This window comes from Sedimentitalea arenosa (assembly GCF_016428585.1).
GTDB classification, from domain to species: domain Bacteria; phylum Pseudomonadota; class Alphaproteobacteria; order Rhodobacterales; family Rhodobacteraceae; genus Sedimentitalea; species Sedimentitalea arenosa.
Genome location: NZ_JAELVR010000007.1, coordinates 211,118 through 231,696, shown reverse-complemented (window position 1 = coordinate 231,696; position 20,579 = coordinate 211,118). Strand labels below are relative to the sequence as shown.

Genomic DNA, 20,579 nt, shown 5'->3' with positions numbered 1-20,579 from the left:
AAGAAAAAACTTGAAGCCCGGGCGCGATCAACCAAACTCTAATACTATGAGGACATGGTTGGCCAAGGGGTGCGGCAACGTTCTGCCTCCCGCCCGACCCAGACAAGAGGAGCACGCCCGTGCCTTCATTCTCGAGCACACTTGAACAATCCATTCACGCCGCGCTTGCGCTGGCGAACGAGCGGCGGCACGAATTCGCGACGCTGGAGCATCTGCTGCTGGCCTTGCTGGATGAACCGGACGCGACGCGGGTGATGAAGGCCTGCAGCGTCGATCTCGGCGAATTGCGCAAGACCCTGGTCGAATTCGTGGACGAGGATCTGTCGAACCTCGTGACCGACATCGATGGGTCCGAGGCCGTGCCGACGGCGGCGTTCCAGCGCGTGATCCAGCGCGCGGCGATCCATGTGCAGTCCTCGGGGCGGACCGAAGTGACCGGCGCCAACGTTCTGGTCGCGATCTTTGCCGAACGCGAAAGCAACGCGGCCTATTTCCTGCAGGAGCAGGAAATGACCCGGTATGACGCGGTCAATTTCATCGCCCACGGCGTGGCCAAGGACCCGGCCTTTGGCGAATCCCGTCCTGTGAGCGGGGCGCCAGAGCACGAGGAAGAAGCCCAGGGCGTGACCGAGGGCGACAAGAAGGAAAGCGCGCTCGCCAAGTATTGCGTGGACCTGAACGCCAAGTCGCGCGAGGGAGATATCGATCCGCTGATCGGCCGCGACTCCGAAGTCGAACGCTGCATCCAGGTGCTTTGCCGCCGGCGCAAGAACAACCCGCTGCTTGTGGGCGATCCGGGTGTCGGCAAGACCGCCATCGCGGAGGGCCTCGCCCGCAAGATCGTCGCAGGTGAAACGCCCGAGGTTCTTTCCAAGACCACGATCTATTCGCTGGACATGGGCGCGCTTCTGGCCGGCACACGCTATCGCGGCGATTTCGAAGAACGTCTGAAAGCGGTTGTCTCCGAACTCGAGGATCATCCCGACGCGGTTCTGTTCATCGACGAGATTCACACGGTGATCGGCGCCGGTGCCACGTCCGGCGGCGCAATGGATGCCTCCAACCTGCTGAAGCCGGCGTTGCAGGGCGGCAAGCTGCGCACCATGGGATCCACCACCTACAAGGAATTCCGCCAGCATTTCGAGAAGGACCGCGCCCTGTCGCGGCGATTCCAGAAGATCGACGTGATCGAGCCGTCTGTCGAGGATGCGGTCAAGATTCTGAAGGGTCTGAAGCCGTATTTCGAGGAGCACCACCGCGTGAAATACACCGCCGACGCGGTGAAGACCGCCGTGGAACTGGCCGCGCGCTACATCAACGACCGAAAGCTGCCCGACAGCGCCATCGACGTCATCGACGAGGCCGGAGCGGCGCAGCACCTGGTGGTCGCCGCCAAGCGGCGCAAGACCATCGGCACCAAGGAGGTCGAAGCGGTCGTCGCCAAGATCGCGCGAATTCCGCCCAAGAACGTCAGCAAGGACGACGCCGAGGTGCTCAAGGACCTCGAAGGCGCGCTCAAGCGCGTGGTGTTCGGTCAGGATGCCGCGATCGAGGCGCTTTCGAGCGCGATCAAGCTGTCGCGTGCGGGCCTGCGCGAACCGGAGAAGCCGATCGGCAACTATCTCTTCGCGGGTCCGACAGGCGTCGGGAAGACCGAGGTCGCCAAGCAGCTTGCCGATACGCTCGGGGTAGAGCTGCTGCGGTTCGACATGTCCGAATACATGGAGAAACACGCGGTCAGCCGCCTGATCGGCGCGCCTCCGGGGTATGTCGGCTTCGATCAGGGTGGCATGCTGACCGATGGCGTGGACCAGCACCCGCATTGCGTTTTGCTGCTGGACGAGATCGAGAAGGCGCACCCGGATGTCTACAACATCCTGCTTCAGGTGATGGACCACGGCGAGTTGACCGATCACAACGGTCGCACGGTGAGCTTCCGCAACGTGGTGCTGATCATGACGTCCAACGCCGGTGCGCAGGAGCAGGCCCAATCGGCCATCGGCTTCGGTCGGGATCGTCGCGAAGGCGAGGACACCGCGGCGATCGAGCGGACCTTCACGCCGGAATTCCGCAATCGCCTGGATGCCGTCATCTCCTTCGCGCCACTGCCGAAGGCCGTGATCCTGCAGGTGGTCGAGAAGTTCGTGCTGCAGCTCGAAGCCCAGTTGATGGATCGCAATGTGACCATCGAACTGACCAAGCCGGCGGCGGAATGGCTTGCCGACAAGGGCTATGACGACAAGATGGGCGCTCGACCGCTCGGCCGGGTGATCCAGGAGCACATCAAGAAGCCGCTCGCAGAGGAACTGCTTTTCGGCAAGTTGGCCAAGGGCGGCTTGGTCAAGGTGGGCCTGAAGGACGGCAAACTGGATCTTCGGATCGAAGGGCCGGACAATCCGAGACTGTCTGGGAACAAGCCGCCCCTTCTGACGGCGGAATGATCCAGAAGGGTGCGCTGACCTCACTCCTGCTGATTGCAGGCGGGGTGATCGGGTCGACGCTGCCCGCGGTCGCAACAGAGAATGCATACGACCGGCTGTCATGGCCGGTCGATTGCGTTCTGGGGCAGGACTGCTTCATCCAAAACTACCTGGATCGCGACCCCGGCCCCGAGACGCGCGATGTCGGGTGTGGACGTCTGACCTATGATGGCCACAAGGGCACGGACATCGCCTTGCCATCGATCGCGGCGCAGGCACGCGGCGTGACCGTGCGTGCGGCCGCGCCGGGCGTGATACAGGGGGTGCGGAACGGGATGCCCGACAGGCTACAGGGCGAGGCCGATGCGCCAGATGTGACCGGGCGGGAGTGCGGCAACGGTGTTTCGATCCGTCAGGCGGATGGCCTGTTGGCGCTCTACTGCCACATGAAGCGCGGGTCGATCACAGTTTCGACCGGCGAGGCCGTACAAGCCGGAACGGTGCTCGGACAGATCGGACTCAGTGGCCAAACGACCTTTCCCCACTTGCATTTCGAACTTCTTCACGAGGACACACCGATCGACCCCTTCGCGCCCGAACCGGCCCACACGGGTTGCGCACCCGCCGATCCGCTGTGGCAGGATTCGGTGCGCTATGTGCCGGGCGGGCTGCTCGCAGCCGGGCTTGCATCGGGCATTCCCGACTATGGCAGCGTCAAGCGCGGTCTGCCGACTCCGCCGGTCTTGGATGATCCGCAGCGCCTGTTTGTTTGGGGCTTTGGATACGGCGTGCAAAAAAACGACGTGATATCCGTCCGGATCCTCGGGCCGCAGGGCGTTCTGATGGAAGAGCGGGCAACGCAAGAGAAACCGCGGGCGCAGTTCTACCACTATTTCGGGATACTGCCCGGCGAGGCGGGTTGGCCAAAGGGCATTTACCGAGCCGAGATCACTCTGCGGCGCGATGGCGAAACGCTCGGCCGACAAGCCGCCGAGACCCGCATCGACTGAGGGCGCGACTCAGCGTTCGGTCAGCTTCAATTCGATCCGCCGGTTCTGCGCCCGCGCTTCAGGCGTGTCCGCGGTGTTGACCGGCTGGTATTGCCCGAAGCCGTTGGCCGACAGACGCTCGGGGGGAATGCCGAGGTAGTCCACCATGTAGCGCACCACAGACAGCGCCCGCCCCTGGCTGAGCTCCCAGTTGTCGGCGTATTTGCCGGTGCTGACCAGCGGGATGTCGTCGGTATGGCCGTCGACGCGGATCACCCAGTCGATCTCGGGCGGGATGTCCTGGGCGATGCTGCGCAGAATGCGGGCGACCTTGGCCACCTCGGCCTCGCCTTCGGGCGAGAGGTCGGCCGCGCCCGGCGGGAACAGGACTTCGGAGGAGAAGACGAAGCGGTCACCCTCGATCCGCACGCCTTCCTGGTTGCCGAGCAGGTCGCGCAGACGCCCGAAGAACTCGGAGCGATAGCGTTGCAGATCGCGTGCCTGCGCTTCCAGATCGCGGGTTTCCTCTTCCAGGGCGCGCGCCCGCTCGGCAAGTTCGCGGGCTTCCTCCTCTGCGCGCTTGCGTTCGGCCTCTTCCAGGAGCCGACGCTTGCGTTCCTCCGACGCTGCACGGGCCAGCGCCGCGTTCAGATCAGCGCCGAGGTTCTGCAACTGCACCTTGGCCGCCGCGTCGCGTTCCCGGAAGTCGTCAAGCAGCGCCTGCAATCCGCCCAATTGGCTGCGCAGGGCCGCCACCTGCTGGTTGAGCAGCGCGGTCTGGCGCTGCGCCTCTGCCGAGATGTCCTCCTGTTCGGAAAGCGTCGCGCGCGCCTGCGCCAAAAGCGCCGCGCGCTGTTCGGCGCGCGAGGCCTGGTCTTCGGCCCGCGCCTGCGCATCGTCGCGCGCCAGCAGTGCCTCGGCAAGACGCGCCTGCAACAGCTCGCGGTCCGACGCGGCGACCTCGGCGCGTTCCAGTGCCTCGAGCGCCTCGACCAGACGGGTTTCGATGGCCGCGCGATCCTCCTCTGTCGACTGGGTCGCGGACCGGGCGGTTTCCAGTTCGGCCTCGGTGCGGGCAAGGTCGGCTTTCAGCGCGTCGCGGGCCCGGTTTGCCTCGGTCAACCGCTGTTGCAACTCGCTCTCGGTCTCTGCGCGCGCGCTGCGCACCTCCGAGAGCTCCGTCTGCAATTCCGCGCGGAGACGCTCGGTTTCGGCCTGTGTCGACTCCATGCGGCTCAGGGCGGCGCTGAGGCGGTCGACCAATTCGTCACGTTCGGCGGTTTCGGCGCGGGCGGAAGCGATCCGCGCCAGCGCGTCGGTCAGTTCCGCGTCGAGTGTTTCACGGGCGGCCTCTGCGGCGGCCAGCAGGGTGAGGGTGTCCTCAGCTTCCTTGCGTTGCGCCTCGAGTGCGAGCGTCATCGCCGTCAGTTCGGTGTCCGCGTTCTGCAACCGGTCGCGCAGGGCCTCTGCGGCGGCGGCCTCGGCAACCCGCGCGGCCTCTTCTTCGCTCAGCTGGTCCTGCAGGTCGTCGACCGTCGCGGTAAGCCGCGCCTGATCCTGCCGCAGGTCGGTGACCAACGCGTCCAGCGCCTCGCGCCGCGCGGCTGCAAGGCGGGCGGCTTCGGCCTGCGCGTCAATCTCGTCCCGGCTTTGGGCGAGTGCGAGGTTCAATGCCTCCTGCTCGGACAACAGGTCGGCGCGCTCGGAATTCAGCGTCGCGATCTCCTCGCGGTTCCGCGCCCTGTCATCGAGCAGAGCCGCAACCTGCGCCTCGAAGGCCGTGATCCGGGCCTGCGCGGTGCCAAGGGCAGCGTCCTGTCGCTCCCGCTCGGCCCGAAGCGAGGCGATCAGTGCAGCCTGTTCGCCAAGGTCGTCCTGCGCTTCGGACAGGGTGGTGTTCAGCTCGCCCATCCGGGTTTCCAATTGCCGGGCACGGCGTTCTTCCAGCCCCAGCGCGCTGGCCAGCGCGGTTACCTCGGCGGAGAGCGCATCAAGCTCGGTCTCCTGACCCGAGATCGTCTCGCGCAGCACGAACTGGACGACCATGAAGATGGTCAGCAGGAACATCAGAACCAGAAGCAGCCCGGTCATGGCATCCACGAAACCGGGCCAGATCGAGGCCTGGAACCGGGCGCCGGTGCGACGGGAGAGCGCCATGCGTCAGCCTCCGGGACCGCCGACCGGGGGCGGTTGCCGCGTACCTGCCACGTCGCGGTCGGTGCCGCGTGGACGGGCGAGGGCGCGCACCAGAAGGTCGATGTCCTTGCGCAACTCGGCGAGGCTTTCCTGCCGGCCGGCCGATATCTCTTCGAGGATCCGCAGCATCTGCACGTCGATCGAGCGCAGGCGCATCCGGCTTTCGGCGTCGATGCCATCTCCCGCACCTTGCGCGCGCAGGGTTTCGATCAGCGTCTCCTGCCCCAGCGCGACCCGATCCAGCGCGGCAGCAGTGCCTTCAGCCTGCTCTGCGCGCCGGTTCATGTCCTCGATGGAATCGACCAGCGCGCCCAGCTTGTGGTCGACCGCCGCGCGGCTTTCGTCGGAGCTGGCGAACATCTGGCGCAGCGACTCCATCTGCTCGGCCATGTGGTCGAGCACGCCGGACATGGCATCGGTCTGCGAGGGGCCGTCCTCGCCCGAAGAGAACCCGACTCTTGTGATCGAGGACAGCCATTCCTCGAGCTCGCGGTAGAACCGGTTCTGGCCATGCCCCGCGAACAGTTCGAGGAGGCCGACGATCAGAGATCCGGCAAGGCCGAGAAGCGACGAGGCAAAGGCCACGCCCATGCCGCCCAGCTGCGCTTCGAGGCCGGTCATCAGGCGGTTGAAGACGGCGAGCCCTTCCTCGCCCTCCTGCGGGGCGAGGCTGCGGATGGTGTCGACGACGGCGGGAACGGTCGTCGCCAGTCCGTAGAAGGTGCCGAGCAGACCGAGAAAGATCAGCAGGTTGACGATGTAGCGCGTGATGTCGCGCTCCTCGTCGATCCGGGTGGCGACGGAATCGAGGATCGAACGGGTCGAGGAGGCGCTGAGCTGCATCCGCGCCCCGCGCGAGCGCAACAGCGATGCCAGCGGTGCCAGAAGCTGCGGGGGTGTGCCGGCGGCGTCGGCCTGGCCCGAGGCGAAGCGTTCGATCCAGCGCACCGATCCGATCAGTTGGAGCACCTGATAAAAAGTCGCGAGCACCCCGATCACGAAGACGAAGACAATGAAGCCGTTCAGATAGGGATTGGCTTCGAACACCGGCAGCACGCGGGGAAGGGCGACGAAGATCCCGAAGCCGGACAGACCGAGCGCCGTCAGCATCATCACGATCTGACGCACCGGCTGGCTGAAATGAGGCGTGGGTTCGCGGTCTGGCTGGGCCATGCACCCTGTTCCTGTCGGTCTTCTGCTCTTTGCGCGACTCTATAGAAGAATGAGATGACGCGCCAAGGCTTTATGCCGTAAGCTGCCGCACCCGCGCGGCCAGCCAATCGAGATCGGGATCGTTCAACCGCATCTCCGAGAGGTGGTCGGTGGTGTTGAACAGGTATTCGGTGTTCGGCCCGCGCCCGCCGATGGCCCGCGCGATGATATGGGCCTGCTCTTCGAGCGCGAGGCCGCCGCAATACTGGTCATGCTCGGCATCGATCACGTAGGTGACGGCGGTGACCGTTTCACCGCTGGCCAACGTCACGGGAAGGTCCCTTTCCAGGTAGGCCGAGGAGATCAGTTCGCGCTCGCGCAGATAGTCGAGTGTTTCGGCCTCTCGCCCGGCTGCAACTGCCAGTGCGAGACCCTGGCAAGAAGCACCCGGAGCAGCGTCGAGCGCCAGCACCAGCCCCGGTTCGGCCACTGTGCCACGATGGTGGATCGAGCGCATGCAGAACGACCGTGCATAGCCGTGCAGGGTCGCCACCGTTTGCGCGGCGACTTCGAAACCGGGGTTCCAAAGCAGCGAGCCATATCCGAATACCCACATCGTCATCGTGCTGGTCCTTGCTGGTTTCGCCCTATAAACAGCAAAGCGGCAGGCGGGAAAAGGGGCCGGGACATGAAGCTTCTGTTGAAAATCGTGGTCGCGGTCGGCCTTCTTTGGTCGCTCTACTGGTATGGTGCGGGATACATGGTGCGCCAGGGTATCACCGCCTGGTTCGAGGCGCGCCAAGCCGAGGGCTGGCAGGCCGATTTCGCCGATATCTCGACCTCGGGCTATCCGCTTCAGCATGTCACGACGCTGACAAGCCCGGCGCTGGCGGACCCGGCCACAGGCACCGCATGGCAAGCCGATTGGCTCGTCCTCGGCAATCCGGCGATCTGGCCCGGCAAGCAGACCGTGCAGTTCCCGGCGAGTGTGCAGCGTCTGTCCTATTTCGACCAGACCGTCGAGTTGACCGCCACCGGCATGGTGGCGGACCTTCATCTCAACCCAGGCACCGCGCTCGAGGTTGACCGCATGGCGCTTGCCTCGGGACCCTGGGTGGTGGCCACGCAGGGCGCGCCGATTCTGGGTGGGCAATCGCTCGATCTGTCGATGCAGAATACCAGCGCGCCCGCGACCTATCGGTTCAATCTGGTCGCGCCGGATTTCGCGCTGGATGACAGCTTGCGCCGCACCATCGGCTCCGCGGGCGCGCTGCCGGAAACCTTCCAGTCGCTCGAACTGGACATGACGGTCACGTTCGATCGCCCCTGGGATCGCCGCGCGCTCGAGGAGCGCCGCCCGCAGCCGGTCGCGATCGACCTGCGACTTGCGCGGGCCGAATGGGGCCCGCTCAGCCTCTTTGCCGCTGGCGCGGTCACGGTGGATGCCGCCGGTGTGCCGACCGGAACGGTGAATTTCAAGGCCGAGAACTGGCAGGACATGATCGAGATCGCACGCCAGTCGGGCGCGGTGCCGGAATACACGCTCAAACCCGCGGCACAGATCCTTGACCTGCTGTCCCGCATCAGTGGCAACCGCGAAGCGCTGGACGTGGAACTGACACTGGCGGATGGGCGAGTGTCGCTGGGCCCGTTCCCGCTGGGCTCGGCGCCGATCCTGCGGCTGCGCTAGCGGCAGTAGGGGCCGCCGCGGTGGTCGGCGGTGTCGAAATGGAAGTGATCGCGGTGGAAGCGATCAGATTCCGGGCCGAGGGTCGTTCCGAAGGGGCCGCAGGCGCGATTGTAGGCGCGGCGCAAGGGGCGCAGCGTCGTGCCCTGGCCCCATCCGTTCAGCACCGTGATGACCTCGCCATCCTTCATCCTGAAGGCCGAGAGGTCGATGGCGTTGCCCTTGCCATGCTCGGAAATCCGTGCGCCGCGCTGGTTGTTGCGCGTGCGGCAGACATAGTGCGCCGCGACTCGCATCTCGACCACCGGGCCACGCTGGCGGAAGGCCGGCTTCAGGCCGTTGTCGGTCCAGGTCTTGAGCGCCTTGGCGGTCTTGCAATTCATCAGGGCCGGAGGGTTCAGCGCCACGCCTGATACGGCGCGCACACGCACCGCGTCCTCGATCCCGCAGGCCTGAATGCGACCGGGCACATCGCCGACCACGTCACCCTGGATGTCTACATCGCCACAAACCGCGCCCTCGCGCCGCATCCGCCGCTTGGCCATGGCCTTCTGTTCGACCGCCTTTGGCCTGACCCAGGGGCGGGCGGAGATTGCGGGCGACAGGAAGGCGACCCGCTGGAGCCGAGCGGCAGCCTGCGATTGTTCGGAGGCCGGGCGCAATTCGGGCCGCTGTGGTGCCGCCTCCTGAACCGCTTTGGCGAGGGCGGGTGCGGTAGAAACGGGACGGGCCAGCGGGCGTTGGGACGAGTCGGGGGCCTTGGCCAGGGCGGGCAGACAGCACAGCGCGAAAAGGCTGGCCATGACCGCCCGCAGGATCATCCGGAGACCGCCTTCTTGCGTCCGAAATCGGGCGCGTCGGTGTCCTGACCGGCTTGGATGATCCCGCGCCGGATCGCCCGCGTGCGGGTGAAATAGGCGTGCAGGTGATCGCCGTCGCCGGTGCGGATCGCCCGTTGCAGGGCGAAGAGTTCCTCGGTGAACCGGCCAAGGATTTCCAGGGTCGCGTCCTTGTTGTTCAGGAAAACGTCGCGCCACATGGTCGGGTCGCTGGCCGCGATCCGGGTGAAGTCGCGGAAGCCCGCGGCGGAGTACTTGATGACCTCGCTGTCGGTGACGCGGCGCAGGTCGTCGGCGACGCCGACCATCGTGTAGGCGATCAGATGCGGCGCGTGGCTGGTGACGGCGAGCACGAGGTCGTGGTGATCCGCATCCATCACGTCGACATGCGAGCCCAGCCCTTCCCAGAAGGCGCGCAGCTGCGCAACCGGAGCGTCGGGCGTGCCCTCGACCGGAACCAGCAGACACCAGCGTTGGTCGAACAGTTCGGCGAAGCCGCTTTCCGGGCCGGAATGCTCGGTGCCGGCGAGAGGGTGGCCGGGGACGAAATGGACGTTCCCGGGCAAGTGCGGCGCGACCGAGTCGATTACCGCGCGCTTGACCGATCCCACGTCGGTCACGATGGCGCCGGGTTTCAGCGACGGGGCGATGTCGCGCGCGACCTGCTCCATCGCGCCGACCGGCACGCAGAGCACCACGAGGTCGGCGTCCTCCACGGCTTCTGCGGCGCTGTCGCAGATCCTGTCGCACAGCCCGATCCGGCGTGCCGTGGCGCGCGTGGCCTCCGAGCGGGCGAACCCGGTCACCTCGCCGGCGAGTCCGCCGCGCTTCATCGCCCAGAACATCGAGGACGCGATCAGTCCAAGACCGATCAGGGCGACGCGCTGAAAGACCACGTTGCTCATGCGGCACCGGCCTTGAAGGCGGAAACGGCGGCCACGACACGCCGACAGGCGATCTCGTCACCGACGGTGATCCTGAGCGCGTTTGGCAGGTTGTAGCCAGCCACCCGGCGCACGATCAGCCCCTGCGTCCTGAGATAGTCGTCGCAGGCCTCGGCCTCGACCCGGCTTGCGAACCGCGCCAACACGAAATTGGCGCAGGAGGTATCGGACGGCACGCCCAGTTCGGCCAGCGCCTCGGCCAGCCATCCGCGCCAGCGCGCGTTGTGTGCGCGGCACTGCTCGGCATAGTCGGTATCGCGGATCGCCGCCTCGGCGGCCAGCAGGGCGGTGCCCGACAGGTTGAACGGGCCACGGATGCGGTTCAGCACGTCGATGATCTCTTGCGGCCCGTATCCCCAGCCGACGCGCAACCCGCCCAGCCCGTAGAGTTTGGAGAAGGTCCGGGTCATCACCACGTTGTCGCGCGCCTCGACCAGCGCGGCACCACCGTCAAAACCCTCGACATAGTCGGCATAGGCGCCGTCGAGCACCAGCAGCGCCTGCGGCGGCAAGCCCTCGGCCAACCGCGCCACCTCGGCCGCGCCGATCATGGTGCCGGTCGGATTGTTCGGGTTGGCGATGAAGACCAGGCGCGTGCGTTCCGTGCAGGCGGCGAGCAGCGCGTCGACATCCGTCACACGGTCGCGCTCGGGTACTTCGACCGGGGTTGCGCCGGCCGCCAGCGCGCTGATCCGGTACATGGCAAAGCCGTGCTCGGTGTGCAGCACCTCGGCCCCGGGCCCGGCATAGGCCTGGCAGAGAAAGGCGATGATCTCGTCGCTGCCGGCGCCGCAGATGATCCGCTCGGGGTCGAGCCCGAGCGTGTCGCCGATGGCACCGCGCAAGCTGGCGTGATCGGTGGAGGGGTAGCGGTGGATCTGCGCGGCGCTGTTGCGCACGGCCTCGATCGCCTTGGGGCTTGGGCCCAGCGGGTTCTCGTTGCTGGACAGCTTGATCACGTTCACCGCGCCGTCCACATGGGAGGCACCGCCCTGATACAGGTCGATCTCCATGATGCCCGGCTGAGGCGTGATCTTGTTCATGACGCGAGGCTCCCGCAAGTTGCCCCGTCATAACGTCACCGTCGCGGCGTGAAAAGCCGCAAACTCAGGCGGCGTGCGATCGGCTGTGGAACCGGGCGGTCGCCGGGTCGGCCTGGTAAAGCGGTGCGTGCTTTTCGGTTGTCCTGCTCAGCTCGTTGACGCTGTCGATGATGAATTGCACGGTCGCCTCGTCCATCAGGTAGCTGAAGTTCAGCCGTACCCAACCGGGCTTGCGCAGCTCGCGCCCCGCCTTGAGATCGGAGTGGAGCGCGTCTGACTCCAACTGCGAGATTCCCAGAAGCCGATGTGCGTAGGGTCCGGCGCAAGCGCAGCCGCCGCGCGCCTGGATGCCGTAAATGTCGCTGAGCATCCGAGTGAAGAGCTGTTGGTGGACGGGTGTGCCTTCACGGTCGCGCACCTGGAACGAAAAGATCGGCAGGCGGTGAGCCCGGTTGGTGCCCAGCAGGGTCAGATGCGGATTGTCGCGCCAGCCGTCCAGCGCCATGCGGTTGAAGCGCGCTTCGCGTTCAGCGATTGCCTCGGCTCCGACTGCGTCCTTGACGATAAAGGCCAGCGCTGCGCGGATGTCGCCGATCACGTTGGGGGTGCCGGCCTCCTCGCGGGCGGTGAGATCATCGGAATAGTCGTGCCGCCAGGGCGACACGAACGACACCGTGCCCCCGCCGGGCCAGCTGGGCGTGGTGCGCCGCACTGCCTTTTCGTTCACAACCAGAACACCCGATGCACCCGGCCCGCCGGGAAACTTGTGAGGCGACACCACGATGGCATCCTTGCGCGCGCGCAGCCCGTCACCTATGTCGATCGGCAGGTAGGGACCCGCGCCGGCATAATCCCATACCGCCAGCGCGCCATGCGCTTTCAAGAGCCGCGTGACCGGGCCCGTTTCGGTGATGACGCCGGTGACGTTGGACGCGGCGGAGAAACTGCCGATCTTCAGATCCGATCCGGCGTGTTCGGCCAGCGCCTTGCCGAGGGCGACAAGATCCGGCCCACCGTCGCGATCCTCCGGAATTTCTACAACCGTCGCGCGGCTTTCCCGCCAAGGCAGGATGTTGGAATGATGTTCGTAGGGGCCGATGAACACCACCGGGGCAGCGGCCTCGTTGACGCCGAACAGGCTGACCAGCCTGTTCAACCCCGCCGTGGCGCCCGAGCCTGCAAAGATCACCTTGTCGTCCGGCCCGGCGCCGACCAGCCGGGCGATCTCGGCTCGGGCCGCGCGGCGCAGGCGGGTCATCTGGGCACCGCAGAACGATGCCTCGGTGTGGCTGTTGGCATAGAAGGGCAGAACGTCGGACATGACGAACTCCTCGACCTGTCGCAACGCCCGGCCCGAAGCCACGTAATCCGCGTAGACCAGCGGGACCTCACCGCGGAGCCCGGGTATCAGGATGTTTTCCCCGATCAGGCCTTCGCGGAGCGTTCCTCCGTGAGTGGCAGCCAGAACAGTGTCGCGAAACTTGGTCAGGGTCATGCGTGGGCTCCTATCTTCAAGATGAATATGCCCATGGCAAAGCGTGAAAACTTCACCTATCTTGAGGTTAGATTCACAAATTTCGGGTCAAATGATCGAAAATGAAGTGGAAACCCGACAATATTGACACACGGATGCTGCGGGAGCTCCAGAAAGACGCCAGCCTGTCACAACGGGAACTGGCCGACCGGGTCGGCATCTCGCAGAACGCCTGCTGGCGCCGGCTCAAGACGCTGGGCGAGAAGGGGGTGCTGCTGGGCAGCCACGCCCGCGTGGACCGGGCGCAACTGGGGCTCGATCTCGTGGTCTTCGTGATGTTGCGGACGCGGCACCATTCCAAGGCATGGCTGCAGGCCTTCCGCAGTCATGTGCTCACCATCCCCGAGGTGGTCGATTTCCACCGGATCGGCGGTGACTACGACTACCAGCTCAAGATCGTGACCGAGGACATGGCCAGCTATGACAAGGTGTATCAGCGTCTGATCGAAAAGGTCGAACTGGACAGCGTGACCTCCTATTTCGCGATGGAGGCCATCGCCGAAGGACGCCCGCTGCCCCTGTAGGCGTCAGGTCGCCAGCACGTTGCGGAACTGCCAGGGGTCGCTTTCGTCGATATCCTCGGGGAAGTGTTCCCAGCGGTCCTGCAGCGGTGTCCAGTCGGTGTAATGCGCCTCGACCGGGCCAAGATAGGGGCGCTGCACCTCGAGACAGCGGACGTGATCCATCTCGTCCGTTTCGACGATCCCGGCTTCCGGATTCTCGAGCGCCCAGACCATGCCGGCCAGAACCGCACTGGTGACCTGCAGCCCGGTCGCGTTCTGATAGGGGGCCAGCTTGAGGGCTTCGGCGTTGGACAGGCGCGAGCCGAACCACAGCGCGTTCTTCTCGTGCCCGTAGAGCAGCACGCCCAACTCGTCGATTCCCTCGACGATCTCGTCCACGTCGAGAATCTCGTGCGTGCTCTGCTGCCGGCCCGAGCCGAACATCTCGTGCAGCGACAGCACGGCGTCATCACAGGGATGATAGGCATAATGGCAGGTCGGGCGAAACTCTGGCGCGGAGGCGTCGCCCACGGTGTAGTAGTCGGAGATCGAGATCGCCTCGTTGTGCGTCACCAGAAAGCCGAACTGCGGCCCTGGCGTCGGGCACCAGGTGTGCACCCGCGTGATTGCGCCAGGCCGGTCCAGCCAGATGCCGGCCATACACCCGCTGTCCTGACGGTGTCCGTTCTCGGGGAACCAGGCTTCATGCGTGCCCCAGCCCAGCTCGGCGGGCTGAAACCCTTCCGAGATAAACCCCTCGACCGACCAGGTGTTGACGAAGGTGCCGCGTGGGCGCGGCAGGCGCCGGGCCTGAGTGTCGCGCTCCGCGATATGCACGCCCTTGACGCCAAGCGACTGCATCAGCGCGGCCCAGTCGCCCCGATCGGTCGGCACGTCCACTTCGCGCCCGGTGTCGCGCGCCAGCGTCAGAAGCGCCTCCTTGACGAACCAACTGACCATACCGGGATTGGCCCCGCAGCAACTGACGGCCGTCGTGCCGCCGGGATTGGCGGCTTTCTCGTCACGCACCTTCTGGCGCAGAGCGTAGTTGGTGCGCTCGGCGTTTTTCTGGGTGTCGAAATAGAATCCGGCCCAGGGTTCGACCACGGTGTCGATGTAGAGAACGCCGATTTCGCGGCAAAGTTTCATCAGGTCCAGTGACGAGGTGTCGACACTCAGATTGACACAGAAACCGCCGCCGTCGGGGAACATTCGGGTCAGCACCTCGCGGTAGTTCTCGCGCGTGATGGCGATCTGTTCGTGCCGGATGCCGTGTTGGGACAGGAACAGATGCGTGTCCGGGTTCGGATCGATCACCACGAGCCGGTCGGCGTCATAATCGAAATGCCGCTGGATCAGCGGCAGGGTTCCCTTGCCGATCGATCCGAAACCTATGATCACGACAGGGCCGTCGATACGACCGTAGACAGGGTGGGACTGGGGCATGGGATCTCCGTTCCGCGAATGAGTTTCGTGCGACCGGACGCTGCGCGAAACCGATTCGCCGCGTTCCATCCCCCGGTATAGCCGCTGGGTGGGGGGCGGCGAAACCTGCTGCATGGCCAGCGCGGCCTGCCCCGTACTCGGCATGTCACGGTGGCATATCCGGGATCGATGACGCCGGACACCCCCTGCGAACCAAAAAGAAAGGCCGGGCGAAACCCCGGCCTTTCCACAGAAACCTGAAGCGTCAGCTTCGGGCCATTAGTTCTTGGCGTAGAATTCGACGACCAGGTTCGGTTCCATCATGACCGGGTAGGGTACGTCGCCAAGTTGGGGCGTGCGCACGAAGGTCGCGGTCATCTTGGAATGGTCGGCGTCGATGTAATCTGGAACGTCGCGCTCGGCCAGCGACACGGCTTCCAGCAGAGCGGTCATCTGCTTGGAGCGGTCACGGACCTCGATCACGTCGCCTTCCTTGACGCGGTAGGACGGGATGTTGACCTTCTTGCCGTTCACGCGGACATGGCCGTGGTTCACGAACTGGCGCGCAGCAAAAACGGTCGGCACGAATTTCGCGCGATAGACCACGGCGTCGAGGCGACGCTCGAGCAGGCCGATCAGGTTTTCACCGGTGTCGCCCTTGACGCGCTCGGCCTCGGCATAGATGCGGCGGAACTGCTTCTCGGTCAGGTCGCCATAGTAGCCTTTGAGCTTCTGCTTGGCGCGCAGCTGGATGCCGAAATCCGACAGTTTGCCCTTGCGGCGCTGGCCGTGCTGGCCGGGGCCGTACTCGCGGCGGTTGACGGGCGACTTGGGGCGGCCCCAGATGTTTTCGCCCATGCGGCGGTCGATCTTGTACTTGGCAGACGTGCGTTTTGTCACGGCTGATCTCCTTCTATATGGCCCGGGTCGGGCGTGAAGGGCGTTGTCCTCTGGATTGCTCCTGACAGGCATCCCCTTGCGGGGGCCACCAACACCAACGAAGCCGCGCTTATACGCCCCGTCCGGACAGAGTCAACAGGGCATGGCGACTTGACAGGAACGGCGCCGCGCGGGCAACTGAGCCCGGGCTTACGGGGAGGGCGCGCATGGGAAAAGTCGTCGTCATGGGGGTTTTCGTCGCCGATGCCGCCTTTCGGGCGGAACGGACGCCGCGTATGGGGGAAACGGTGCTGGGACGCGGTTTCGTGCTGGGACCGGGTGGCAAGGGGTCGAACCAGGCCGTGGCCGCGGCGCGGATGGGGGCCGAAGTGCATTTCCTGACCCGGCTCGGGCAGGATGCCTTTGCCGAGATGGCCCGAGGTGTCTGGAAACAGGCGGGCGTCGCCGCGCATGCCACGCCCGATCCCGACAGCTATACCGGCGCTGCCTTCATCTATCTGGATGACGCGACCGGTGAGAACGCGATCATCGTGTCGCCCGGTGCCGCCGAGCGGATCTCGACCGCGGATGCCGAGGCCCATGCCGACCTGATCGCCGGAGCCGACGTGTTCATGACACAGCTCGAGCATCCGCTTGCCGCATCGGCCGCGGCGCTGCGGATCGCCCGCGACGCCGGTGTCGTGACGATCCTTAACCCGGCCCCCGCGGCGGACCTGCCGGCCGAGGTGCTGTCGCTCTGCGATTATGTCACTCCGAACGAGACCGAGACCGAGGCGCTGACCGGCATCGCAGTGTCCGCTATCGATGACGCGGACCGCGCCTGCCAACGCCTGTGCGATCTTGGTGTCGGCACACCGATCATCACGTTGGGTGAACGGGGCGCATATCTGCACGGGCACGGTCTGGTGCCTGCGGTTCAGGCCGGGGCGGTGGTCGACACCACCGGCGCGGGGGATGCGTTCAACGGCGGTTTCGCCGCGGCCTTGACGCGCGGCTGCGATGCGTTGGCCGCGGTGCGCGTCGGCTGCGCCACAGCGGGCCTGTCGGTCACGCGCGCGGGTGCAGCGGCATCGATGCCTGATCTTGCAGAGGTCGAGGCGCTGTTGAACTAGCTGGCGCGCAGGACGTCGGTCGCCGCTCTGTCCACGGTCAGGGGCGTTCCGGTCAGAACGACGCCGAACAGGTCGTGGGCTTGCGCCGTGGTGTAACGCTCCATCATGACGTCCTCCAGCACGGCCTCGGGCGGGCGCTGTCGCGGGTCTCCATAGCCGCCGCCGCCGGGGGTGCGCACATGCACACGATCACCGGGCAGAAGCGGGATGTCCTGTTCCTTGGACAGGTGCTCGGGCGTGTAAGGCCGGCCGGATTGCCAGACCGTCACGCGGTTGACCCCGCCATCGCCGCCGCCCCGCACGCCCTGCGGGCCGAACCGGCCATGGTCCATCACGAAACTGGCCGTCGCGGCGCCGCGGCGTAGTTCGAGGAGGTAATCCAGACCGAATCCGCCGCGATGACGACCGGCTCCGCCCGAGCCCTCGTGCAGCGCATAGTGGTGATAGAGCACTGGAAACGCCTGCTCCATGATCTCGACCGGCGGCGCTTTGGAAATGCCGATGGTCGAACAGCCGTTGGACAGCCCGTCGTGATCGGCGTTGCCGCCATAGCCGCCGCCCGAGATCTGATACATCACGAAATCGCGCCCCCGCGCCGGATCGTGGCCGCCAAGAGCGAAATTGCCGCTGGTGCCCGCCGGTGCGGCGGTGACGCGCTCGGGAAGCGGCTCGACCAGCGCGGCAAAGACCGCCTCGGCGACGCGCTGGCTGACCTCGGCAGCACAGCCCGACACCGGGCGCGGGTACTGCGCATCGAGGAACGTCCCCTTGATCCCGGTGACGCGCAGCGGCTCGAACGCGCCCGCGCTCATCGGAACTTCGGGAAAGATATGGCGCATCGCCAGATAGACCGCGCTGAGCGTCGTGGCCCGGACCGAGTTCATCGGACCCCTGCAGGGCGGGCTCGACCCGCTGAAATCGAACGCCAGGTCGTCGCCTTCGCGCGTCACCGAAAGCCGGATCTCAAGCGGTTCGTTCACCACCCCGTCGCTGTCGATCCAGGCGCTGGCCCGATAGCTGCCCGGCGGAATATCGGCGATGAAGGCGCGCATCTGTTGTGCGGCGCGCTGGCGCAACTCGGCGATCGCCGCGGTCACAGTGGCGTCGCCATAGCGGTCCATCAGGGCATTCAGTCGGTCTTCGCCCACCATGAGGGCTGCGGCCTGAGCCTTGACATCGCCGATCCGCTGGTCGGCGACGCGAATGTTGCTGGAAATGATCGCCATGATCTCGGCATCCAGCTTGCCCTGCTTGAACAGCCGCACCGGCGGCAGGCGGAGCCCTTCCTGCTCGACCGCAGTGGCGCTGGCCGAGAAGCCGCCCGGCACCACGCCGCCGGTATCGGGCCAGTGCCCGGTGTTGGAGAGCCAGCAGAAGATCTTGTCGTTCCGGTAAAACGGCCGCGCGAACCGCACGTCCATCAGGTGCGTGCCGCCCAGGTAGGGATCGTTGACGATATAGATGTCGCCCGGCTGCGGCGCGGCCGCACGCCCGTCGGCGATCATCGAGATCAACGTGCGGGTCGAATACTGCATCGTGCCGACGAAGACCGGCAGGCCGCCCGCGCCCTGAGCGATCAGCGATCCGTCATCGGCGGCATAGATGCCGTCGGAGCGATCGTTCGCCTCGGCGATCACCGGCGAGAATGCGGCGCGCGAAAAGGTCAGGTCCATCTCGTCGCAGACCTGCTGCAAGCCCGCTTGGATGACAGACAGGGTGATCGGGTCAAGCTTCATGCGCCGCCTCCGATCTCGATCAGGATGTTGCCGCCGGCATCGCCCCGCGCGGTGTCGCCTGGTTCGACAAGGATGGTCGTGTCCATCTGTTGCAAAACCGCCGGCCCGGGCAGCGTGACGTCGAGTGGCAGGTGGTCGCGCCAGTAGACCGGCGTGTCATGCCAGGCTCCGTCGAAATAAACCGGGCGTGTGCCCGTCCGCGCAGCGTCAAGCGTCGCCTTCCGCCCAGCAGGGTCGATCAACGCGCCGAGGTCGAGATCGGCGCGCACCCCGATCACCGAACAATTGGCGTTCACCAGATTGGCGCGAATATTGTTCAGTTCGACCCGGAACCGCGCGAAATAGGCAGCTTCGAACAGTGCCTGCAACTCGTCCGGAGTCACGTCCGGGCGCTCCAGCGGCACCCGCAGCAGGTGGGTTTGACCGATGAATTGCATATCGACGCTGTAGAGTCTGCGAACGTCGCGGATCTCGATCGGTTCCTGCGCGATCAGCGCCTCGCCCTCGGCGGTCTGCGCCGCGAAGACCTGCGCCAGATGATCCGCGTCCAGGCAGTCCAGCGGCCGGTTGATCGTGTTGACGAAATCGTGCCGGAGGTCGGCCACGACGCAGCCGATGGCGTTTGTAATGCCGGGCCGCCCTGGCACCATGACCTGCGGAATGCCCAGCTCGCGCGCCAGCGCCGTGGCGTGCAACGGGCCGGCGCCGCCAAAGGCGAACAGCGCGAAGTCCCGCGGATCCGCGCCCAGCGAGATCGACACCATGCGGATCGCCCCGGCCATGCGCGTGTTGGCCATGCGGATCACCGCGGCAGCCGCTTTGATCGCATCCAGACCCAGCGGTGCGCCCAACCGCTCGGCAAAGACCGCGCGCACATGATCTGCCGAAACACCGCCCGCCACCGCGTTCAGCCCAGCCGGGTCGAGCCGTCCGAGGATCAGGTTGGCGTCCGAAATCGTCGGCTCAGCACCGCCCCGGCCATAGCAGATCGGCCCCGGATCGGCCCCGGCGCTGTCGGGACCGACTTCCAGCAGGCCCGAAGGCGTCACTCGCGCGATCGAGCCGCCCCCCGCGCCGACGGTGCGCACATCCACCATCGGCACATGGATCGGCATGGCGTATTCGATCTCGATCTCGTTTGACACCGCCGGTTCGGCATCGCGGATCAGCGCCACGTCGGTCGAGGTGCCACCCATGTCATAGGTGATGAGATTGGCGAGCCCCGCCTTGCGCCCGGTATAAGCCGCCGCCATCACGCCCGAGGCGGGCCCGGACATCACCGTCTTGGCGGCCTCCTGCGCGACACGGCCCGCGCTGACCATACCTCCATTGCCGTTCATCACCAGCAACTCGCCGCGGTATCCGCCGCCTTTCAGTTCGGCCACCAGCCGCCGGATGTAGCGGTCCAGCAGCGGCTGCACGGCGGCATTGGCCGCCGCCGTCACCCCGCGTTCGAATTCACGGCTTTCCGACAGCAGTGCATGACCCATGGTGATGTGATCGTTTGGCCAGATCGCGGTCAGGATCGCGGCGGCGCGGCGCTCGTGCGCCGGGTTGGCATAGGCATGCAGGAAATGCACGACGAGCGATTCACATCCCATGTCCAGCAGGCGGTGCCCGGCTGCGCGCACGGCGTCCTCGTCCAGCGGCGTTACGATTTCGCCCGCCGCATCCATCCGCTCGGGAACCTCCAGTCGCAGGTTGCGCGGGATCAGCGGCGTGAAGCGTCCGGTCATGCCATAGGCTTGCGGGCGGGTGCGCCGGCCCAGTTCCAGCACGTCGCGAAAGCCCTGCGTGGTGATCAGACCCGTCCGGGCCAGCTTGCGCTCCAGAACCGCGTTGGTCGTGGTGGTGGTGCCATGCACGATCAGATCGAGCGCGGCCAGGTCGCATCCGGCCTCGCGCAGCGCATTCAGGACACCGAAGGCCTGGTTGTCCAGCGTACTCGGCACCTTGGACAGGCGCACCTGGCCTGTGGCCTGGTCGAGTTCGACGAGATCGGTAAAGGTTCCGCCGACATCGACACCCACGACGCGACCCAAGCTGCGTTTGGTCATTCCGGCTCCGGCCCGTTCCGTTGATCCGCGGTGAAAGCGTGT

16 protein-coding genes are annotated in these 20,579 nt (G+C 66.1%); 5 read left to right on the top strand and 11 right to left on the bottom strand.

Going from position 1 to position 20,579, the window contains the following annotated elements:
• Positions 1-119: 119 nt before the first annotated feature.
• Complete coding sequence (gene clpA / locus JF290_RS11915; RefSeq protein WP_199025104.1) at positions 120-2,441, top strand: ATP-dependent Clp protease ATP-binding subunit ClpA; 2,322 nt, start codon at positions 120-122, stop codon at positions 2,439-2,441.
• Complete coding sequence (locus tag JF290_RS11910; protein WP_199025103.1) at positions 2,438-3,430, top strand: M23 family metallopeptidase; 993 nt, start codon at positions 2,438-2,440, stop codon at positions 3,428-3,430. The genes clpA and JF290_RS11910 overlap by 4 nt, the downstream gene beginning before the upstream one ends.
• A gap of 9 nt (positions 3,431-3,439) precedes the next feature.
• Here JF290_RS11910 and JF290_RS11905 read toward each other — a convergent pair whose 3' ends face one another.
• The 3 genes from JF290_RS11905 to JF290_RS11895 all read right to left on the bottom strand — a co-directional run bounded on the left by JF290_RS11905 (position 3,440) and on the right by JF290_RS11895 (position 7,379).
• Positions 3,440-5,566, bottom strand: a complete 2,127-nt coding sequence (locus JF290_RS11905) for a peptidoglycan -binding protein (protein ID WP_199025102.1) — start codon at positions 5,564-5,566, stop codon at positions 3,440-3,442.
• A gap of 3 nt (positions 5,567-5,569) precedes the next feature.
• A complete protein-coding gene (locus JF290_RS11900) occupies positions 5,570-6,778 on the bottom strand; it encodes a biopolymer transporter ExbB (protein WP_199025101.1) in 1,209 nt (402 codons plus the stop codon).
• Positions 6,779-6,848: 70 nt separating this feature from the next.
• A complete protein-coding gene (locus JF290_RS11895; RefSeq protein ID WP_199025100.1) occupies positions 6,849-7,379 on the bottom strand; it encodes a gamma-glutamylcyclotransferase in 531 nt (176 codons plus the stop codon).
• Between the two features lie 66 nt (positions 7,380-7,445).
• Here JF290_RS11895 and JF290_RS11890 point away from each other — a divergent pair, with 66 nt between their 5' ends.
• Positions 7,446-8,447, top strand: a complete 1,002-nt coding sequence (locus JF290_RS11890) for a DUF2125 domain-containing protein (RefSeq protein ID WP_199025099.1) — start codon at positions 7,446-7,448, stop codon at positions 8,445-8,447.
• Here JF290_RS11890 and JF290_RS11885 read toward each other — a convergent pair.
• From JF290_RS11885 to JF290_RS11870, 4 genes are all read right to left on the bottom strand, one after another.
• A complete protein-coding gene (locus tag JF290_RS11885) occupies positions 8,444-9,265 on the bottom strand; it encodes an extensin-like domain-containing protein (RefSeq protein ID WP_233155291.1) in 822 nt (273 codons plus the stop codon). The genes JF290_RS11890 and JF290_RS11885 overlap by 4 nt on opposite strands.
• A complete protein-coding gene (locus JF290_RS11880; protein WP_199025098.1) occupies positions 9,262-10,188 on the bottom strand; it encodes a prephenate/arogenate dehydrogenase family protein in 927 nt (308 codons plus the stop codon). The genes JF290_RS11885 and JF290_RS11880 overlap by 4 nt, the downstream gene beginning before the upstream one ends.
• Entirely contained in the window at positions 10,185-11,270 is a 1,086-nt protein-coding gene (gene hisC / locus JF290_RS11875; RefSeq protein ID WP_199025097.1) for a histidinol-phosphate transaminase, read from the bottom strand. The genes JF290_RS11880 and hisC overlap by 4 nt, the downstream gene beginning before the upstream one ends.
• Positions 11,271-11,334: 64 nt before the next feature.
• A complete protein-coding gene (locus JF290_RS11870; protein WP_199025096.1) occupies positions 11,335-12,765 on the bottom strand; it encodes an aminotransferase class V-fold PLP-dependent enzyme in 1,431 nt (476 codons plus the stop codon).
• Positions 12,766-12,866: 101 nt separating this feature from the next.
• Here JF290_RS11870 and JF290_RS11865 point away from each other — a divergent pair, with 101 nt between their 5' ends.
• Positions 12,867-13,328: an Lrp/AsnC family transcriptional regulator gene (locus JF290_RS11865; protein ID WP_199025095.1), complete on the top strand. Its 462-nt coding sequence runs from the start codon at positions 12,867-12,869 to the stop codon at positions 13,326-13,328.
• A 3-nt stretch (positions 13,329-13,331) separates the two neighbouring features.
• On the opposite strand, the gene JF290_RS11860 is transcribed toward JF290_RS11865, so the two are convergent.
• A complete protein-coding gene (locus tag JF290_RS11860) occupies positions 13,332-14,753 on the bottom strand; it encodes a homospermidine synthase (protein WP_199025094.1) in 1,422 nt (473 codons plus the stop codon).
• Positions 14,754-15,011: 258 nt separating this feature from the next.
• Complete coding sequence (gene rpsD, locus JF290_RS11855; protein ID WP_199025093.1) at positions 15,012-15,632, bottom strand: 30S ribosomal protein S4; 621 nt, start codon at positions 15,630-15,632, stop codon at positions 15,012-15,014.
• A 206-nt stretch (positions 15,633-15,838) separates the two neighbouring features.
• Between rpsD and JF290_RS11850 the strand changes: the two genes are divergently transcribed.
• On the top strand, positions 15,839-16,744 hold the full coding sequence (locus tag JF290_RS11850; RefSeq protein WP_199025092.1) for a ribokinase: 906 nt from the start codon (positions 15,839-15,841) through the stop codon (positions 16,742-16,744).
• Here the strand turns inward: JF290_RS11850 and JF290_RS11845 are convergent.
• Together JF290_RS11845 and JF290_RS11840 are read right to left on the bottom strand one after the other, a co-directional pair.
• Positions 16,741-18,480 (bottom strand): hydantoinase B/oxoprolinase family protein, encoded by a 1,740-nt coding sequence (locus JF290_RS11845; RefSeq protein WP_199025091.1) that lies wholly within the window; start codon positions 18,478-18,480, stop codon positions 16,741-16,743. The two genes, JF290_RS11850 and JF290_RS11845, sit on opposite strands and share 4 nt — an antisense overlap.
• Complete coding sequence (locus tag JF290_RS11840) at positions 18,477-20,537, bottom strand: hydantoinase/oxoprolinase family protein (RefSeq protein ID WP_199025090.1); 2,061 nt, start codon at positions 20,535-20,537, stop codon at positions 18,477-18,479. Before JF290_RS11840 ends, JF290_RS11845 begins: the two co-directional genes overlap by 4 nt.
• Positions 20,538-20,579 lie beyond the last annotated feature (42 nt).